We start from the raw sequence: 18163 nt of genomic DNA on the forward strand, positions 1-18163 counted from the left end.
ATGAAAAATCTGGTTTTATATCAGGTTGCTGAACGAATAGCAACAATAACTATCAACAGGCCCGAAAAGAGAAATGCGCTAAACCCAAAACTCATTGCTGAGTTAACTGCTGCATTTATAAGGGCATCAGAAGATGATCTGGTAAAAGTGGTGATATTAAAAGCAAATGGTGATGCATTTAGTGCCGGTGCCGACTTAGCCTATCTTCAGCAATTACAGTACAATACATTTGAAGAAAACGTAGCCGATTCCAATCATCTAAAAAAACTTTTTACTACGATTTACTATCTGCCAAAGGTAGTTATTGCCCAGGTTGAGGGACATGCTATTGCCGGTGGCTGCGGCCTGGCAACCATATGTGATATTATTTTTGCCACTCCTGAAAGTAATTTTGGTTATACCGAAGTAAAAATCGGTTTTGTGCCTGCCATAGTTTCCTGTTTTTTAAAACAGAAGGTAAGCGAATCCATCGCCAAGGAAATTTTACTCACCGGAAAAATTTTCTCTGCCGAGCAGGCATTAAAATATAATTTGATAAATTTTGTAACAAATTCTTCCGATATCCATCAAAAAGCAAGAGAATTTGCACTAAGTTTGTGTAACGGAAGTTCTGGTAATTCATTAATGATTACCAAACAACTGATTACCCAAACGGTTAATCCGTACTTAGAAAAGAGTTTGGAAATTGCAGTACAGATTAATGCGAGGGTAAGAGAAAGTGAGGATTTTAAAAAAGGGATTTCCTCATTTTTAAATAAAGAAAAAATTAATTGGTAAATAACTTAACAACAATAAAAACATGTTCAAATCAATCAAAACCAGCATTGTAGCTTTAATCTTGGTGAGTACAGCTATAATTGCCCATGCACAAAAGAAAGTTGCTGAAGGTACTTTAGTATTTGCTGTAACGGCAAACGGTACCACAACTGAAGTTAAAACTAAATTTAATGGCAACCTAACTAAAATCGAAATTGAAAATGGCCCCGCCCTGGTAAATATCATTTCGAATACAGCGGATAAAACCGGATTATTATTGATTGATGTTCCGGTAGCTCAAAAACAGTTTGCGGTAAAGGTGAGCAAAGCAGAAACAGAAGCACAGGAAGCTTTGATGCCAAAATATTCTGATTATAAAGCAACTGGCGAAAAACAGACCATTGCCGGATTTAATGCAGAAAAGTACACCTACAAAGACGACAAAGGCGGAGCGCATGAATTATGGGCAACAAAAGATGTTGATATTGCTGCAATTACAAGTGGAGGCCTATTTAAAGGCTTGGGTGCACTTCCTGTAAAATATTCTGCATTAATTAACGGTGTAAATTCAGACCTGGTTTTAAAATCTCTTTCTGAAGCCAAAGTTGGCGCCATTAATACTGAAGTGCCTGCCGGTTATGAAGTAGTAACTATGGAAGATTTGAAAGCCATGCAAGGTGGTGGTGAATAATTAACCAATTCAAGGTAATTTACAGCTTTTTAACTGCAGGCTTTTTATTTAAATTAGCCCGAAAGTTAAAAAGCTTTTTTTATGTCCAAAAATTATATATGATTAAAAAATTATTATTCAGATTATCAGTTGCTTGTATAGCATTTTGTTCGCTTGTTGATGCAAAAGCTCAAAATATCAACTGGGCAAAAGACGGTAATTCCTACTATCAGATTGCAAATGGAGAAATTATTTCGGTTACCCTCCCTAAAGGTGATAGAAAAACAGTCATATCCAGGGCACTGTTAACACCTGCCGGAAAAGCTAATGCCATTCCGGTAAGGAGTTTTCAACTGTCTGACGATGGTACAAAAGCATTAATCTACACCAACAGTAAAAAAGTTTGGCGTTACGATACCCGTGGTGATTATTGGCTGGCAGATTTAACCGCGAATAAGATTACCCAGATTGGGAAAGACAAACCAGCCTCATCATTAATGTTTGCTAAATTATCGCCTGATGGCAGCAAAGTAGCCTATGTAAGCAAACATAACCTATATGTAGAGAATGTTGATGGTACCGGGGCCAAAGCTTTAACAACTGATGGTACAGAACGCATGATTAATGGTACTTTCGATTGGGTTTATGAAGAAGAATTTGATTGCCGGGATGGCTTTAGATGGAGTCCGGATGGTAAATCTATCGCATATTGGCAGCTGGATGCAACCAAGATCAAAAATTTCTTAATGATCAATAATACCGATTCTATTTATCCATTTACCATTCCTGTAGAATATCCAAAGGTGGGTCAAAACCCATCTGCCTGCAAAGTTGGCGTAGTTGATATTGCAACAGCCAAAACCAACTGGCTAGATGTTCCTGGTGATAATATCCAGCACTATATTCCACGCATGCAGTGGGTACCCAACAGTAACAATATTATTTTACAGCAGCTTAACCGTGAGCAGAATGAAAGTATCGTATTTATCTGTAATGCAGCTACAGGATCAGCAAAAGCTGTTTATACCGAGAAAGCCAAAGCCTGGATTGATGCACAGGATGAATGGAAATGGTTAAACGATAACAAAGAGTTTACCATTGTATCGGATAAAGATGGCTGGAACCACCTGTACAGGATTAGTTTGGATGGGAAGAAAGAAACATTGGTTACAAAAGGTAATTATGATGTAATTGATGTAAAACTGATTGATGTAAAAAATAACCAGGTTTATTTTCTGGCCTCGCCAACAAATGCAACCCAGAAATATCTCTTTAAAACCAAATTGGATGGAAAAGGTAAGCTGGAGCAGGTTACACCATCTGTTTTACCCGGTACCCACAATTACGACATTTCACCTAATGCGGCTTTTGCCCGTCATTCTTATAACAGTTCGGTTGTTAGATTCATTACAGAATGGATGAACTTTACTACCGGAAATCCATTTACAATGGATGGAAGCATTACTTCGCAACTGGCGAAACAATCAGTAACGAAAAACAAGGTTGAGTTTTTTAAAGTAACTACCGAAGATGGAATTGAAATGGATGGGTGGATGAAAAAGCCGGATAATTTTAATCCAGATAAAAAGTATCCCGTTTTATTTTATGTATATGGTGAGCCTGCAGGTGCTACAGCGCTGGATGTTGACGGTGCCGGCACAAATCATTTATATGACGGCGATATGGCTAAAGATGGTTATATCTATATTTCAATGGATAACAGAGGTGCACCTGTTCCCAAAGGGAGCGCCTGGCGTAAAAGCATCTATAAAAATATTGGTGTAATTAATATCCGCGATCAGGCGATGGCCGCTAAAAAATTATTGGCTACACATGCGTATATGGATAAAGACCGTGTAGCGGTTTGGGGATGGAGCGGAGGTGGGTCTTCTACATTAAACCTGATGTTCCAATATCCTGAAATTTATAAAACAGGTATTGCTATTGCGGCGGTTGGTAATCAGTTAACCTATGATAATGTTTATCAGGAACGTTATATGGGTACACCTTTTCCGAGCAAAGAGGCATACATTAAAGGTTCGCCAATTACACATGCTAAAAACCTAAAAGGCAATTTGTTGTATATCCATGGCACGGGCGACGATAATGTGCATTATCAAAATGCCGAAATGCTGATTAATGAGTTAATTAAAAACGGAAAGGTTTTTCAACTGATGAGTTATCCAAACCGTACCCACAGCATTTCTGAAGGTGAAGGTACCAGCAAACATTTATCTTTAACCTATACCAAGTTTTTAAAAGAAAATTGCCCTCCGGGAGCAAGATAGAAATTTAGAAGCAGCTTTCGGGCTGCTTTTTTTATGCAATAAACATTTGAATCAGCATGGCCGTTACAATTGCGATACCAAAGCTTAACAAAGTTCCAATCAGTACATATTCGGTTAATTTGAGATCGTGTTTTTCTTTTAAATCACCAAACCGGAATATGGATTTCGCTGCAAGTAAAAAACCAACGGCCTCAAAATGGTTGGTAAGAATAAACAGAAAAATCAAAGTCCTTTCCAATATCCCGATGTATTTGCCGGCGTTCTCCAACGATTTGGGGCTGTCAGGCTGATTATCAGGAATCCATTTAGCAATAATCACTTTCATGATAATTGATGTGGGGAGGGTTAAAAATAAGGCGCCTGAAATAAGTACCCAGGTGTGCAGATGGTTTAAAAAACCAATATTCAAACTTCCCTTATAGAAAATATGCCATACAGCTACAATTGAGCTGAAATGCAAAACCTGATCAACAAAAAACAGTATCCGGGCATTTTTATGGGTTTGAAAGATGGATTTTAGCGCATCAATAATCAAATGCATTACACCTATTGTTAATGCTGTTTTCCAAACATCAAAGCTTAAAAAAACAATAAATATCAAAGCCACATGGATCATTACATGCAAATAGAGCTTGCCTGACTTTAATTTTTTCCTTTCCTTATCTTTTACCCAGGCATTAGGCTGCAAAAAGAAGTCCCCGATTAAATGGGCAAGAATAAGTTTGATTAAATAGATGTCCATTATTTTAAAATCATTTGGTTCAATTTTTTACGGTAAATCCTGTCCATTTCCATGATTTCGCTGTAATGTGCGCGTTTTAATGCTTCACTAACCGATGATTGCGTTCGGCCTGAAATAGCGGCAAGTTCGCTCTGCAATAAATCGTTATTTTCCAGGGCCATTTTTACCATTTCGGCAGCTACAACACCCCAACTATCCATCGCAATCAACGATAACTTGATTAAAACATTAATTTCCTCGTCAAAATCAGCAGAATCTGTTTTAACTGCTAAATTAACCTTAGCCTGTTTTAAACTGTCAAAAGCCGCTCCTGAATACACAAAAGCATCTCCACTGGATTCTGAAAGTTTTTTACGTTTAGTTTTTATTGCTCCAATTCCGATTCCCATTCGTACATCTGCAGGTTTATTTACCTTGATGCAGGCTTTTAAATAGGCCGCGGTTTTGATGGCATTTTCTGGTCCTACTTCTAACTGAAAGCTATCTCCCCGATAAATTTCCCACTTACCACTATGATCAGAAACTACTTTTAAGGCCGTTTTCAGGTCCGATAACCAGCTGTCTTTAATTTTTCTTGAGCCTATAATATCACCTGTTATAATACAAATCATATTACAATATCGAACTTATTATTCATATTTTAAAATAATATCGGGTATTTAGCCGATATTTCAAATTATCGGGTATTTAGCCGATATTTCAAATTATCGGGTATTTAGCCGATATTTCAAATTATCGGGTATTTAGCCGATAATCATTCAAAACTAATCATTGGTTTTATTGTTAAGTAGCTATGGCATTAATAGAATTTACCAAAAGAGGAATCTACTGTAAGCAGGGCGATTTTTATGTAGACCCCTGGTGGCCTGTAGATTATGCAGTAACTACACATGGCCATAGCGATCATGTTCGTTTCGGAAATAAATACTACCTCTGCCATACCTTAACCAAACCCATCATCAAACGCAGGATCAGCGAAGATTTAAACGTAGAAACACTGGAGTATGGAGAAAGCATTACCCGTAATGGCGTAAATATTTCTTTTTTTCCGGCCGGACATATTATTGGCTCTGCACAGGTGCGATTGGAATATAAAGGTGAAATTTGCGTCATCTCTGGTGATTATAAAATTGAAGATGATGGCATCACCACACCATTCGAGGCTGTAAAATGTCATTCTTTTGTTTCAGAAAGCACTTTTGGTCTGCCAGTTTACAAATGGCAAAAACAGGAAATTGTTTTCAACGGAATAAAGAACTGGGTTAATGATAACATCAATCAACAGAAAACAAGTGTATTAATTGCCTATAGTTTGGGCAAAGCGCAGCGTTTAATTAAAAACCTGGCCGGCAATACCCCTATTTATGTACATAACAGCATTGCCAACCTTAATGAAGTGATTATAGAAGCTGGTGTAAAGCTTCCCAAAACGATTAGGATTACACCTGAAACCACAAAAGACGAGTTACAGAAAGGAATTGTAATTGTACCGCCCGCCATGCGCGATAGCCGCTGGATCAAAAATTTATCCCACCCGGTTACCGGTATATGTTCTGGCTGGATGCAGGTACGGGCACACCGCCGCTGGCAAAGTGCTGATGCCGGTTTTGCGCTGAGCGACCATGCAGATTGGCCAGGCTTAATGGAAGCCATTATTGCAACAGGTGCCGAAAAAGTATATGTTACTCATGGTTTTACAGCCGCTTTTAGCCGCTTTTTAAATGATGAGGGAATAGAAGCCGCAGAAGTTTTAACCAGGTTTGGCCAGGAAGATGATGAAGAAAACAAAGTTGATTTAGCCGGGCAGAACGAAAATAAACAACTATGAAACGCTTTGCAAAACTGATCCAGCAGCTCGAACTGAGCAATAAAACCAACGATAAAATCGCGTCCCTGGTTGATTATTTTAACTATGCCGATGATCAAGATAAAGTATGGGTAATTGCCTTATTTACCGGTAAAAAACCCAAAAGACCAATTAAATCAGCGTTATTGAAATACTGGGCGATAGACATTACCCAAACACCAGAATGGTTATTTGCTGAAAGCTACGCTAATGTTGGCGATTTAAGCGAAACCATTGCTTTACTATTGCCCCCTGCTGAAAATACCTCTGACTTTCAACTACATAAATGGGTTGAAGATTTGCACGATTTAGAAGGTAAAGATGATGAAATCAAAAAAGATTTTATTTTAAGTGCCTGGAATAAACTCGAAACGCAGGAACGTTTTATCTTTAACAAACTGATTTCAGGTAATTTCAGGATTGGTGTTTCCAATAAAATGCTGGTGAATGCTTTGGCCAAACAAAGCAACTTAGATAGCGCCCAGATTATGCACAGCATTATGGGGAAATGGAACCCTTATGAAATTACTTTTCATGAGCTGATTAATGGCATCCATGTAAATACAGATAATTCCTGGCCTTATCCCTTTTGCCTGGCATATGCACTGGAGCAAGAGCCCGAAAAACTAGGCGATATTGCTGAATGGCAGGCCGAATGGAAATGGGATGGTATCCGCGGGCAGATTGTAAAGCGCAATGGAGAACTTTTTATCTGGAGCCGTGGAGAAGAACTGGTTACAGAACAGTTTCCCGAATTGCATTTTATGATCAATGTTCTGCCTGATGGTGTAGTTTTAGACGGCGAAATACTGGCAGTACAAGATAAACAGGTTTTGTCATTCAGCACATTACAACAGCGTTTAAACCGGAAAACGATTAGTAAAAAACAGCTGGACGATGCACCCATCGGATTTTTTGTTTACGATATTTTAGAATATGGAGCTAAGGATTTCAGGGAAAAACCTTTAAGCATAAGGCGTAATACATTAGAAAAACTGATCGGTGGTTTAGACGAAAGTCCGGTGATGATATCTCCTGTGATCAATTGCAGCTCGTGGGAGGAGTTGGCAGATTTAAGACAAACCTCGCGTTCTATTAACAGTGAAGGCATTATGCTTAAAAAATTAAATTCTCACTATCACAGCGGAAGAAAACGTGGCGATTGGTGGAAATGGAAAATTAACCCCTATACCGTTGATGCAGTAATGATTTATGCGCAAAAAGGAAGTGGAAGAAGGGCTAATTTTTTTACTGATTATACCTTTGCCGTTCGTGACGGCGAGAATTTAGTGACGATTGCCAAAGCTTACTCCGGCTTAACAGATAAAGAAATTAAAGAAGTAAATGCTTTTGTAAACCGTAATGCAATTGAAAAATTCGGTCCGGTACGCACTGTAAAACCCGAACTGGTTTTTGAAATTGCGTTTGAGGGAATTGCAGAAAGCAAACGACATAAGGCAGGTTTAGCTTTACGTTTTCCACGTATATTGCGGTGGCGAAAAGATAAAAAAGCTGATGAAATTAATACTTTGGAGGACTTGAGGCAGTTATTGCAATCAACATTTTAGCATCTCCATGGTCTGTGTCACTACAGACCATTACATCAGCTTGAAGATTTTGGTCGGTAGTGACACAGACCGAGAAGTTGCTGCTATAAGGTAAAGCCTATGGCCGGGCTGCTGCAAACGAAGAATCACTGCAATTGCTTTTCAAAAAAACTAAAAACAGATCAATATAACATCATAAGGAAAAAAAAAGAATGGACCAAACCAAAACCAAAGGTTATAAAAAGATAAAAGCCTGGTTAAAGGCAAATAAACGCAGGCCTTTTCAATTTCAGGAAGATGCCTGGCAGTATTATCTTAATGGCTATAGTGGTTTGGTAAACGCGCCTACCGGTTTTGGAAAAACATTTTCACTTTTTTTGGCGGTAGTCATTGAAGCTTTAAATGCTTCAGCACCCCATAATAAAAAAGCAAAGGACCGTTTACAATTGATCTGGATTACCCCACTCCGTTCTTTAGCCAAAGATATTGCAAGAGCAATGCGCGAAACTTTACTGGAACTGGAATTAGATTGGTACGTTGGCGTACGAAATGGCGATACTTCGCAGGCAGAGAAAGTACAACAGAAAAAATCGATGCCCGAAATTCTGTTGATAACCCCGGAAAGCCTGCACCTTTTGCTGGCACAAAAAGGCTCATCAACACTATTCCGCAATCTTAAATGCATTGTGGCGGATGAATGGCACGAACTTTTGGGCAGTAAACGCGGCGTACTGGTTGAGTTAGCCGTTTCGCGTATTAAAGGTTTACAAAAGCTGGAAAAAAACCAATTCCTGAGGATTTGGGGAATTTCAGCAACCATCGGAAATATTGAAGAGGCTTTAGATGTATTGACGCCGGATTTAGCAGAAAAAAGAGTGATTGTTAAAGCCGATCTGGAAAAGAAAATCCAGATCAAATCCATCCTGCCTGATGATATCGATACATTGCCCTGGGCGGGGCATTTGGGTTTAAAGCTCGCTTATAAGCTCTTACCCATTATAGAGAAAAGTAAAACGACGTTAATTTTTATCAATACCCGCGGACAATCGGAAATGTGGTACCAGCATTTGCTGAACATTGAACCCGAACTTGCGGGACGCATTGCCATACATCATGGATCGATAGATTTTGAACTCCGCAACTGGATTGAGGATGCACTACATACCGGGCAGCTCAAAGCCGTTATTGCTACCTCATCGTTAGATCTGGGCGTAGATTTTAAGCCCGTTGATACAGTGGTTCAGGTAGGATCGCCAAAAGGTGTTGCCAGGTTTTTGCAAAGAGCAGGACGCTCTGGTCACTCCCCTCACGAAATCTCTAAAATATATTTTCTACCAACCCATGCTTTAGAACTGGTTGAGGCGGCAGCGATTAAAGAGGCGGCCAAAACCAATAATATTGAGAGCCGTGAGCCCTTTATTATGGTATTCGATACCTTGATCCAATATTTGGTTACGCTGGCCATAGGCGATGGATTTGATGATAAAATCATTTATGAAGAAATTAAGGGTACACACGCCTTTAAAATGATCTTACCCGAAGAATGGGCATGGGTGATGCAGTTTATTACCTCAGGAGGAGATAGTTTAAGTGCCTATACCGAATTCAAAAAAGTAATTAAAGATGAAGACGGACTTTGGAAAGTAAAGAGCAGACAACTGGCCATGCGGCACAGGTTACATATCGGAACCATTGTAAGTGACGCGATGTTGAAAGTGAAATTCATTTCTGGCGGTTATATCGGCATGGTAGAAGAATATTTCGTCACCCGGTTAAAAGCCGGAGATAATTTCCGCTTAGCCGGAAGGGTTCTGGAGTTTGTTCAGGTGAAAGACATGACCGTTGTTGTGCGGGTGAGTAAACAGAAAAATGCAATCTCTCCTAGCTGGAATGGTGGTCGCTTACCCCTATCTTCCAATTTAGGATCAGTTTTAAGAAAAAAATATAATGAAGCCCTGGACAAATCCCATCAGGATGAGGAATTAGATACGGTCTATCCACTATTTTTATTACAGGAAAAACGTTCCCATGTTCCCAAAAACAATGAGTTACTGATAGAGCTTATTAACAATAAAGAAGGGTTTCACCTCTTTGCCTACCCTTTTGAGGGCCGTTTGGTACATGAAGTTTTGGCGGCCCTGGTGGCCTATCGCCTGAGTAAACTGTTGCCTATCAGTTTTTCTATTGCCATGAATGATTATGGTTTTGAACTTTTAAGCGAAACGGAAATTCCTATGGACGAATCGATTGCCTACGAAGTTTTTTCACCTAAGAATTTAACTGAAGATATTACACAAAGTATCAATTCAACTGAAATGGCAAGAAGGAAATTCAGAGATATTGCCTGCATCTCCGGACTCGTTTTTCAAGGCTATCCTGGCAAATATGTAGCCAATAAACACCTCCAGTCATCTGCTGGTCTGTTTTTTAATGTTTTTAGCGATTATGATAAACATAATTTACTTTTGCGACAGGCATACGATGAGGTTTTTTACCAACAACTGGAAGAACCCAGATTGGCAGCCGCTTTAGAAAGAATTCAGAATGGAGCAATTATTATCACGAATCCAAAAAGTTTCACACCACTGTCTTTTCCTATTAAAGTAGACAGTTTACGCGAAAACATGAGTTCTGAAGAGTTAGAGCAACGGATTGCCAGAATGAAAGCCGAAGCAGAGAGAATTAGATAAAAACATTTTCTTGTAACCTGTCTAAAATTAAAAAATCCTTCGACAGGCTCAGGATGACAATAGCGTAAATAAATGACCATTATAAGCCAGGGTGAAGAGTTGATTTTAGATAAAGAAAGGGCTTTGTTCTTACCCAAACATCAGCTTTTAGCAATAAGCGATTTACATTTGGGCAAATCTGCCCATTTTCGTCAGGCCGGTTTGCAAGTGCCGGCAACCATTGCCCAGACAGATTTACAACGTTTAAGCTGGTTAATTAAGCAATATCAGCCTGAAACATTGCTGATCAATGGTGATATGTTTCACCATGGTTTAAATACAGACGTTGAAGAGTTTTCTGTTTGGAGAAAGCAATACCAGGAACTTAATTTTTTATTGGTAAAAGGAAATCACGACAGGCTTTCGAACGCGAATTATGCTGCAATGGGCATCGAAATACATGAACCCAGTGTTTGTTTGGGGCCGTTTTGTTTTATCCATGATGCTCCACAATGTACCGAAGATGAATTGTACCCCATTAGCGGACACATACATCCAGGGGTTACCATAGTCGGGAAAGCAAAGCAAAGGTTAAAATTTCCTTGCTTCTATTTTGGAAAGGAATACGCCGTTTTACCTGCGTTCAGTTTATTTACCGGACTCTATAATATCTATCCTAAAACAAGCGAGCGTATATTTGCAGTCACCCCAAAAAGTGTGCTAGAGGTTTAAGCATGGGCATCAATCACCTGTTTCAGTTGTGAAGCCTGCAATACGCCACTTTGCCTCCATACCTGCTTTCCTTTTTTAAACAAAATTAAGGTAGGAACGCTCTGAACATTGAACGATGAAGCCGCTGGCTGATTTTTATCGATATCTACTTTAATAATAGATACCGAGTCGCCTACCTGTGATTTTAATTGTTCCAGAATCGGTTTCATCATTTTGCATGGACCGCACCACTCCGCAAAAAAATCAATCAGCACTGGTTTATCGCCGTTAATTAAATCTGAAAACTTAGACATGATAATTATATTTACTAAGGAAACAAAGGTTAAATGGATTGGTTTTTATGAAATCTTGCTATTTCTATTGACTCACTCAATATTTTGATAATTAGTTCTGCCTCTTCCTGATTGATCCGGTCTACTGCAGTAATTTTAGAAGAATCATCATTACAGATGATTGATTTTGTATTGGTTGAGAACAAGTAATTGGGTCTCGTAAAATATCTGGTGCTTTCTATATCTTTATTCAATATCATTAAATCAGTTATTTCTGTTAAACTGATATATTTTGGGGAAGAAATAAAATCAAATTTCTTTTTAATGATGAGTTTGTCGTTTTGAATACTTAAAATAGTCTTGCCAAATACTTCCCAAAGCCATGTTTTAATAAAGAACAGCCCTATTGCAATCCATCCTAAGAACCAAATACTTAATGAGCTTATGGCTTTTAGATTAGCAAGAATTATGATGGGGAAAAAAAGTTCAACAGCTAGCCATACCAGCAAAAATGGCGCAAAAGCAATAATAAAGAACCAATTTTTAGTTAAGGAGATTACAAATTCTTTTTTATCATTCTTCTCAGCAAAACTGATTCTTTTCATTAATTACCAGTTTAAAACTAATAGAATTAAGCATTTACAGGAAGTTCCGCGGCTAAAGCAGTAACCCAATCTTCAAATAAAGCTTTTTCAATCTTAATGACTTCAGCTGCATGGTTTTCCCAATCATCAGAAAAATTAACCAATTGGCTCATCATTTCCTCCAGATGTCCCTCTTCCTCCAGAATAATAGATTTCACATTTACCCTGCTTTTTGCCTCATCAAGAGCTGCCTGATAGATTGGATACAGTTCATCGGCACGTACTTCAATAGCATAAGTAACGAATAAATATGCAGCGAATTTTAAATCATAACCTGAAAGATTAAATACAGCTTTTAAATAGCGACAAACTGCAATATCCAAGGCATGTAAATAGTATTTGGTATGATTTGGCGATAACAGCTCGGCGTTGGTATAAGTTTTACAGAGAGCCTCATCAAGCTTCGAAATCTGCTTTTTTAAATAGTAAGAATGACGGTGTTCTTCTGCAGCATGTTTAAGAATAATGAGGTTTACACTTTCTTTATGTTCTGAAGCGGAGATCTTCTTCGCACCTGCATTTTCCATATAAGATAACGTATTTAACCATTTGGCATGCAATACATTATCTGAAACTATTGATTTTAAATTTGAAGCTAACATTATTGATTGTTTAACTACTAGGTTGTTCTAATTTTGTGAATTACACCAATTGAAAGCCGTTAATTGAACCCTGAGAGATGATTAAATTTCCCTGTTTAGATCCCAGCTTTCCAAATAATCTGCCACCCTACGCACAAACATTCCGCCTAACGAACCATCTACAACCCTGTGATCATATGATAGTGACAAGAACATCATGTGCCTGATCGCAATTACGTCACCATGCTCGGTTTCCAATACGGCAGGTTTCTTTTTGATCGCACCTACCGCCAAAATAGCCACCTGAGGTTGGTTAATAATCGGCGTCCCCATCACATTCCCAAAACTACCTACATTGGTTAAGGTAAATGTTCCGCCTTGTGTTTCATCAGGTTTTAATTTAGAATTTCTTGCTCTTGCAGCCAGATCGTTAACAGCCTTGGTTAAGCCTACCAGGTTTAGCTGATCAGCGTTTTTAATTACCGGAACAATTAAGTTGCCACTAGGTAAAGCTGCGGCCATACCAATATTGATATTCCCTTTTTTGATGATCTGGTTCCCATTAACCGAAACATTGATCATCGGGAAATCTTTGATAGCTTTGGCAACCGCCTCCACAAATATTGGCGTAAACGTTATTTTTTCATTTTCACGTTTCTCGAAACTGTTTTTGACTTTATTGCGCCACAATACCATGTTGGTAACATCTGCCTCTACAAAAGACGTAACGTGCGGTGATGTTGCTTTGCTCATCACCATGTGATCGGCAATCAGCTTGCGCATTCTATCCATTTCGATAACCTCATCTGCACCATTAACACTTGTGGTAGATGGCTTATTTGAAATTGGAGGCTGAGGGGCTGATTCAACTTTTTTAGCTACAACTTCGGAAACTTGCGGAGGAGGCGGCGTTAATTCCACTGTAGCCGTTTTTATGGTACCTCCATTTTTCCTGGAAATATAATCCAATAAGTCATCTTTATTTAAACGTCCGTCAACACCAGAACCTTTAATGGCATCTAATTCTGCCAGAGAAATATTTTCCTGAGCTGCAATACTCTTCACCAAAGGAGAATAAAAGCGATCAGATGAGCTGAAATCGGTTGTGGTTGCAGGACTGTTGTCGTCAGGTAGTTGTTTGATTCCAGGGATAGCAGCGATCTTTTCTTCTGCCACTGGCTCTTCTGCAACAGACACTTCAACTTCAGGAGCGTCTCCGCCTTCCGTTTCGATAATGGCAATTACATCCCCTACCTGGGCCACTTCATCTTCAGCAAATAATTGTTTTACCAATTTACCGGCAACCGGCGACGGCACCTCTGAATCTACCTTATCAGTAGCGATTTCTAAAACGGTATCGTCTAATTCAATAACATCACCAGGTTGTTTTACCCATTTAATCACCGTTGCTTCTGCAACACTTTCACCCATTTTTGGTAACAGTAGTTCGTATTGAGCCATATTAAATTACAGTATTATATATTGGTAACGCGACAAAAATACAGTTTTTATTCTTTCTAAACTGTTTCTTTAAGGAGATTTAATAACATCGCCAACGCCGAAGCGGCAGAACGTTCGATGTTTTGAATCCGTTTGTTACTGAAATTAAACACCTTAGCTACCGTTTTGTGTTTTGAAGAAACTGCAATCCAAACCGTACCAACCGGTTTTTCTTCTGTACCACCGTCCGGACCCGCAATACCACTTACTGCAAGTGCATAATCCGTTTTGAAATGTTTAATTGCTCCTTCCGCCATTTCAGTTACGGTTTCTTCGCTTACTGCACCGAAAGTGTTTAAAGTGCTTTCTTTTACACCCAGAATGGATTCCTTAAGTTCGTAGGCATACGCAACTGCCCCGCCCCAATAAACTGATGAAGATCCGGGATGCTGCGTAATTAAATGTGCGATATATCCGCCAGTACAGCTTTCAGCTGTTGACAAAGTGAGCCCTTTACTTTTCATCACATCCAGAATCGCTTTTTCCATTGGAATATCTTCATCCGTTACCACAAACTTATTCACTTTAGAAATGATCTGCCTGGCGTAATTCTCAACTTCTTTATTCAACTCTGCTTCGTTATGGCCTTTGGCCGATAAGCGTAAGCGAACTTGCCCCAATTTTGGCAGATAGGCCAGTTTGATATGGGTCGGCAGGTTATCCTCTATTTCTTCAATCTCTTTTGCCAGAAATGATTCTCCGATATTTGCGGTGAGGATGGTTTTATGTACAATAAACGGCAGCTTAAATCGCTTTGTAATCCTTGGAAGAATCTCGTCATCCATGAGATACATCATCTCATAAGGTACGCCCGGCATTGATACAAAAATCGTATTGTTTTGTTCAAACCACATACAGGGTGCGGTACCATGTTTATTTACAATCACTTCACATCCGTCAGGAACATCGGCTTGCTGTATATTGATATCCAATAACGGGCGCTTGTATTTTTCGAAAATCTGACGGACCATTTCCAATGCAGCGGGGTCATTGCGGAAGCCCATATTAAAATACTTTGCCAAAGTTTTTTTAGTAATGTCATCTTTGGTTGGTCCGAGGCCACCGGTAATTAATATCAGATCTGCACGTTTTTCAGCAAGTTCGAGTGCTTCTAAAATATGCTGTTCGTCATCAGAAACTGAGGTAATCTGCTTAACGGCAACCCCAATTAAATTTAACTGTTTAGCCATCCATGCAGAATTGGTATCAACGATCTGGCCGATGAGTATCTCATCGCCAATGGTAATAATTTCGGCTAGCATAAATTTATCGGTATGTGTTGTAAAAACCCTGTCTTTTGCTCAATTTTAAGTCCTGTAATATAGATGCCTTAACCTTTATGGTTACGGAATAACTTTTATAAGCACCATACGGAACCCAGTTTACACTCATATCCCAGCAATGTAAATCGCGGTAAATAGCCAAATTCATAGGCGTTAAACCATTGTTCTTAAAATCGTATCCTGAATTAAAAGTAACCTTCCATTTTGGTGTTAAATTAACATCACCATTAAAGTTTAATGTATTCGAAACGGTATTAATGTTTCCATCATTTGAATATTGAAAACTGTAGGAGAATGAAAAATTCCAGGGAATGTTAAAATCAACGAATGCATTCGGATCACGGCTGATAGCAGCTAACTGTTCAGACTGTATATCCGTTAGTCCCTTTTTGTTGGCCGCCGCCCCTAGTTTGTCATTAGCCTCATTTTTACGTTTCAAAGCCTCCGGATTTAAACTATAGTCGAATGAAAAACCAAAATTGGCCAGGCGCGGCAAAAATTTACCACTTTGCCAGAAATAACGATCTTGTCTGATCCGGCGTGTAGAACCTGGTATAGTATCAGCCGCTAGCGAATATGGATCTAACGTTCCGTTATAGTTTATCCCTAATTTATCGGTGAACTGAGACCGTCCGCTAAAACCAATTGTAGACAACTTATAAGATGTAGCCAGAAAATTATACGAGCCACTAAAACTCAAACCTTGAATGATAGGGATTTTTTTTGAACCTGTTCCGGTTGTATCATTCTTATTTCTCACCTTTAATTCTACCGTATTATCCAGACCAAAACCGATAGATGCATTAGGACCGCCAAACGAGCCTTGCTGCGCCATGCCATCAAAAATAGAATATTTTAAAGGCTGTCCACTGGTGTAAATCTGATTTCCATTCTGATCTATTGCCGGGCGGAAAGGTCCGGCACCTGCTTTTGTAAAATCTGGTGAATAAGAAAAAGATACGTTTGGAGTCACTACATGACGCAATGCCTGAATCTTACCTGCAGGATTAAAATCCCTTCTGCCATATATTTTCGTCGACATACTTGTTGATAAGCTATAACTACCGGCTCTTTTAAAACCACTAACAGTATCTTCCCTGAAAGAAAAAGTATTATCGGCAAAACTCGTATATCTTCTGTTCACACTCTGAAAATTCCATACTTCGTTATAGGTACCGCCCAGACTAAAATTAAGGTATTTCAGGGCTGTAAACGACATATTTAAAGGTATACTGTGTGCAAAGCCGCTTCTCAGCCGTTTTAAACCATCATTTTGAAACAGCAAACTATCAAAAGTGTCGATACGGTTTGTTCCTTGTAAACTATAACCCACTGTAATTTTTTGATACCATTTTTGTTCGCCAACAGCGCTTTTAGAACTAAATGGATTAAAAGTAGGCACGTTAAAGGTCATTTCCGGCAGTCTAAGCGATATCGCCCTGGTACTTAAGGTTTGGTCACTTGATGCAGCCAGGGAGAAATTCATACCGTTTGAATAGGCCTTTGCATAACTGATGCTACTACTTGTTGAGTTAGTGGCGATGGTATTAATATCATAAGTAGTCCCGGCTGCTGTATTTCTATAATATCCCTTTCTTCCTGTTGAAACCAGTCTTACACTTGCGCTGAACGTTGTACCTGGGTTGGCATTGGCATTTTGACTGTGGCTCCAGTTAATACTGAAGTTTTTGGTCGGATTGTTAAATGCATCAGTCCCTTCCAAACCATCTTTAAAGCTAGCGTAAGCTAGGTTAATATTACCGTTAAACTTATATCTTTTGGTGTAGTTACTGAGTAAACTTGTTTCGTAAGAACCGTTGGTATAAATAGAACCGAGAAGTTTAGCATCCCAATAATCATTTAATCCAAGATAATACCCCCCGTTTTGCAAAAAAAAGCCCCTCGTTGCATCTTCACCCGGTGTAGGCAGGATAACCCCCGACGTTCGTTTATTCGGTTTAGGAAAAAATGCAAACGGCAAACCCAAAAAGGTGGGAACATCTTCAATAATCATGTAAACCGGACCGGTAATGATCTGTTTTTCTGTTACTACCCCTTTTGAAATCATCAATCCAAAATGCGGATGAGGAAGGTTACAGGTGCTGTACATCACGTTTTTAACGTGTAGTTCATCATCTATCTGCTTTTTACTTTGCCCACCGGAGAAAAAGCCGCCCTCCTGTTCAGAAAAAACGCCATATACTTTGGCCCGGGTTGTTTCTGAATTGTAAAAAATAGAATCGGCAATCGCAGTACCTTCAGCACCGGATTTAAAGATAGGTTTTCCGGTATACCTACCGGTTTTTGGATCTTTAACACCACGGGCATAAATAGAATTTTGCTTTTTATCATATTTGATATAAGCCGCATCCAGCTCAAAATCACCATAAACCACCCTTGCGTTCCCATACAAATAGACAATGCTTTTGTCAGCGCTCATCTTAACGGAATCTTCGGCTTTGTATTCAACCTTCTGGTCGATACTACTATTATTTTTACCTGTCTTTTTAACTGAATCTTTTTTGACAGTGTCTTGCTGAACGATCTGTTGCAATGAAAAACGAGAAAATGCGTTAGCTTTACTAACAACATGTGTTAATAAAATGACAGATATTAGAAAAATAGAGCTCTTG

At 39.0% G+C, this 18163-nt stretch carries 15 protein-coding genes; 7 read left to right on the plus strand and 8 right to left on the minus strand.

Annotated elements, in window-relative coordinates:
• The 3 genes from ACIQXP_RS22555 (at position 1) to ACIQXP_RS22565 (ending at position 3714) form a co-directional block, all read left to right on the plus strand.
• Positions 1-777, plus strand: a complete 777-nt coding sequence (locus ACIQXP_RS22555; protein ID WP_387508024.1) for an enoyl-CoA hydratase/isomerase family protein — start codon at positions 1-3, stop codon at positions 775-777.
• 22 nt (positions 778-799) lie between these two features.
• On the plus strand, positions 800-1447 hold the full coding sequence (locus tag ACIQXP_RS22560; RefSeq protein ID WP_090979586.1) for a DUF4412 domain-containing protein: 648 nt from the start codon (positions 800-802) through the stop codon (positions 1445-1447).
• A 98-nt stretch (positions 1448-1545) separates the two neighbouring features.
• Positions 1546-3714 carry a S9 family peptidase gene (locus tag ACIQXP_RS22565; protein WP_293741945.1) on the plus strand — a complete coding sequence of 723 codons (2169 nt, stop codon included), beginning with the start codon at positions 1546-1548 and terminating at the stop codon, positions 3712-3714.
• 31 nt (positions 3715-3745) lie between these two features.
• On the opposite strand, the gene ACIQXP_RS22570 is transcribed toward ACIQXP_RS22565, so the two are convergent.
• Both ACIQXP_RS22570 and ACIQXP_RS22575 read right to left on the minus strand, forming a co-directional pair.
• The gene (locus tag ACIQXP_RS22570; RefSeq protein ID WP_293741944.1) at positions 3746-4456 is read right to left on the minus strand and encodes a DUF3307 domain-containing protein; all 711 of its coding nucleotides are present in this window, start codon (positions 4454-4456) and stop codon (positions 3746-3748) included.
• Positions 4456-5067: a SatD family protein gene (locus ACIQXP_RS22575; protein WP_090979592.1), complete on the minus strand. Its 612-nt coding sequence runs from the start codon at positions 5065-5067 to the stop codon at positions 4456-4458. The genes ACIQXP_RS22570 and ACIQXP_RS22575 overlap by 1 nt, the downstream gene beginning before the upstream one ends.
• Before the next feature lie 182 nt (positions 5068-5249).
• Here ACIQXP_RS22575 and ACIQXP_RS22580 point away from each other — a divergent pair, with 182 nt between their 5' ends.
• From ACIQXP_RS22580 to pdeM, 4 genes are all read left to right on the plus strand, one after another.
• Positions 5250-6284 (plus strand): ligase-associated DNA damage response exonuclease, encoded by a 1035-nt coding sequence (locus tag ACIQXP_RS22580; protein ID WP_387508027.1) that lies wholly within the window; start codon positions 5250-5252, stop codon positions 6282-6284.
• Complete coding sequence (locus tag ACIQXP_RS22585; protein WP_387508029.1) at positions 6281-7870, plus strand: ATP-dependent DNA ligase; 1590 nt, start codon at positions 6281-6283, stop codon at positions 7868-7870. The genes ACIQXP_RS22580 and ACIQXP_RS22585 overlap by 4 nt, the downstream gene beginning before the upstream one ends.
• A 191-nt stretch (positions 7871-8061) precedes the next feature.
• A complete protein-coding gene (locus ACIQXP_RS22590; protein ID WP_387508031.1) occupies positions 8062-10539 on the plus strand; it encodes a ligase-associated DNA damage response DEXH box helicase in 2478 nt (825 codons plus the stop codon).
• Between the two features lie 72 nt (positions 10540-10611).
• Positions 10612-11250 carry a ligase-associated DNA damage response endonuclease PdeM gene (gene pdeM, locus ACIQXP_RS22595; RefSeq protein WP_387508033.1) on the plus strand — a complete coding sequence of 213 codons (639 nt, stop codon included), beginning with the start codon at positions 10612-10614 and terminating at the stop codon, positions 11248-11250.
• On the opposite strand, the gene trxA is transcribed toward pdeM, so the two are convergent.
• The 6 genes from trxA to ACIQXP_RS22625 all read right to left on the minus strand — a co-directional run bounded on the left by trxA (position 11247) and on the right by ACIQXP_RS22625 (position 18084).
• Entirely contained in the window at positions 11247-11543 is a 297-nt protein-coding gene (gene trxA / locus ACIQXP_RS22600; RefSeq protein WP_293741939.1) for a thioredoxin, read from the minus strand. The genes pdeM and trxA overlap by 4 nt on opposite strands.
• Positions 11544-11572: 29 nt before the next feature.
• On the minus strand, positions 11573-12127 hold the full coding sequence (locus ACIQXP_RS22605; protein WP_293741938.1) for a hypothetical protein: 555 nt from the start codon (positions 12125-12127) through the stop codon (positions 11573-11575).
• A gap of 26 nt (positions 12128-12153) precedes the next feature.
• On the minus strand, positions 12154-12768 hold the full coding sequence (locus tag ACIQXP_RS22610) for a hypothetical protein (RefSeq protein WP_387508035.1): 615 nt from the start codon (positions 12766-12768) through the stop codon (positions 12154-12156).
• An 81-nt stretch (positions 12769-12849) separates the two neighbouring features.
• Entirely contained in the window at positions 12850-14208 is a 1359-nt protein-coding gene (locus ACIQXP_RS22615) for a dihydrolipoamide acetyltransferase family protein (protein WP_387508037.1), read from the minus strand.
• A 56-nt stretch (positions 14209-14264) separates the two neighbouring features.
• Entirely contained in the window at positions 14265-15509 is a 1245-nt protein-coding gene (locus ACIQXP_RS22620; RefSeq protein WP_387508039.1) for a competence/damage-inducible protein A, read from the minus strand.
• Positions 15510-15513: 4 nt separating this feature from the next.
• Positions 15514-18084 (minus strand): putative LPS assembly protein LptD, encoded by a 2571-nt coding sequence (locus ACIQXP_RS22625; RefSeq protein ID WP_387508041.1) that lies wholly within the window; start codon positions 18082-18084, stop codon positions 15514-15516.
• Positions 18085-18163: the final 79 nt, after the last annotated feature.

This window comes from Pedobacter suwonensis, assembly GCF_044762335.1.
In the GTDB taxonomy this organism is placed as follows: domain Bacteria; phylum Bacteroidota; class Bacteroidia; order Sphingobacteriales; family Sphingobacteriaceae; genus Pedobacter.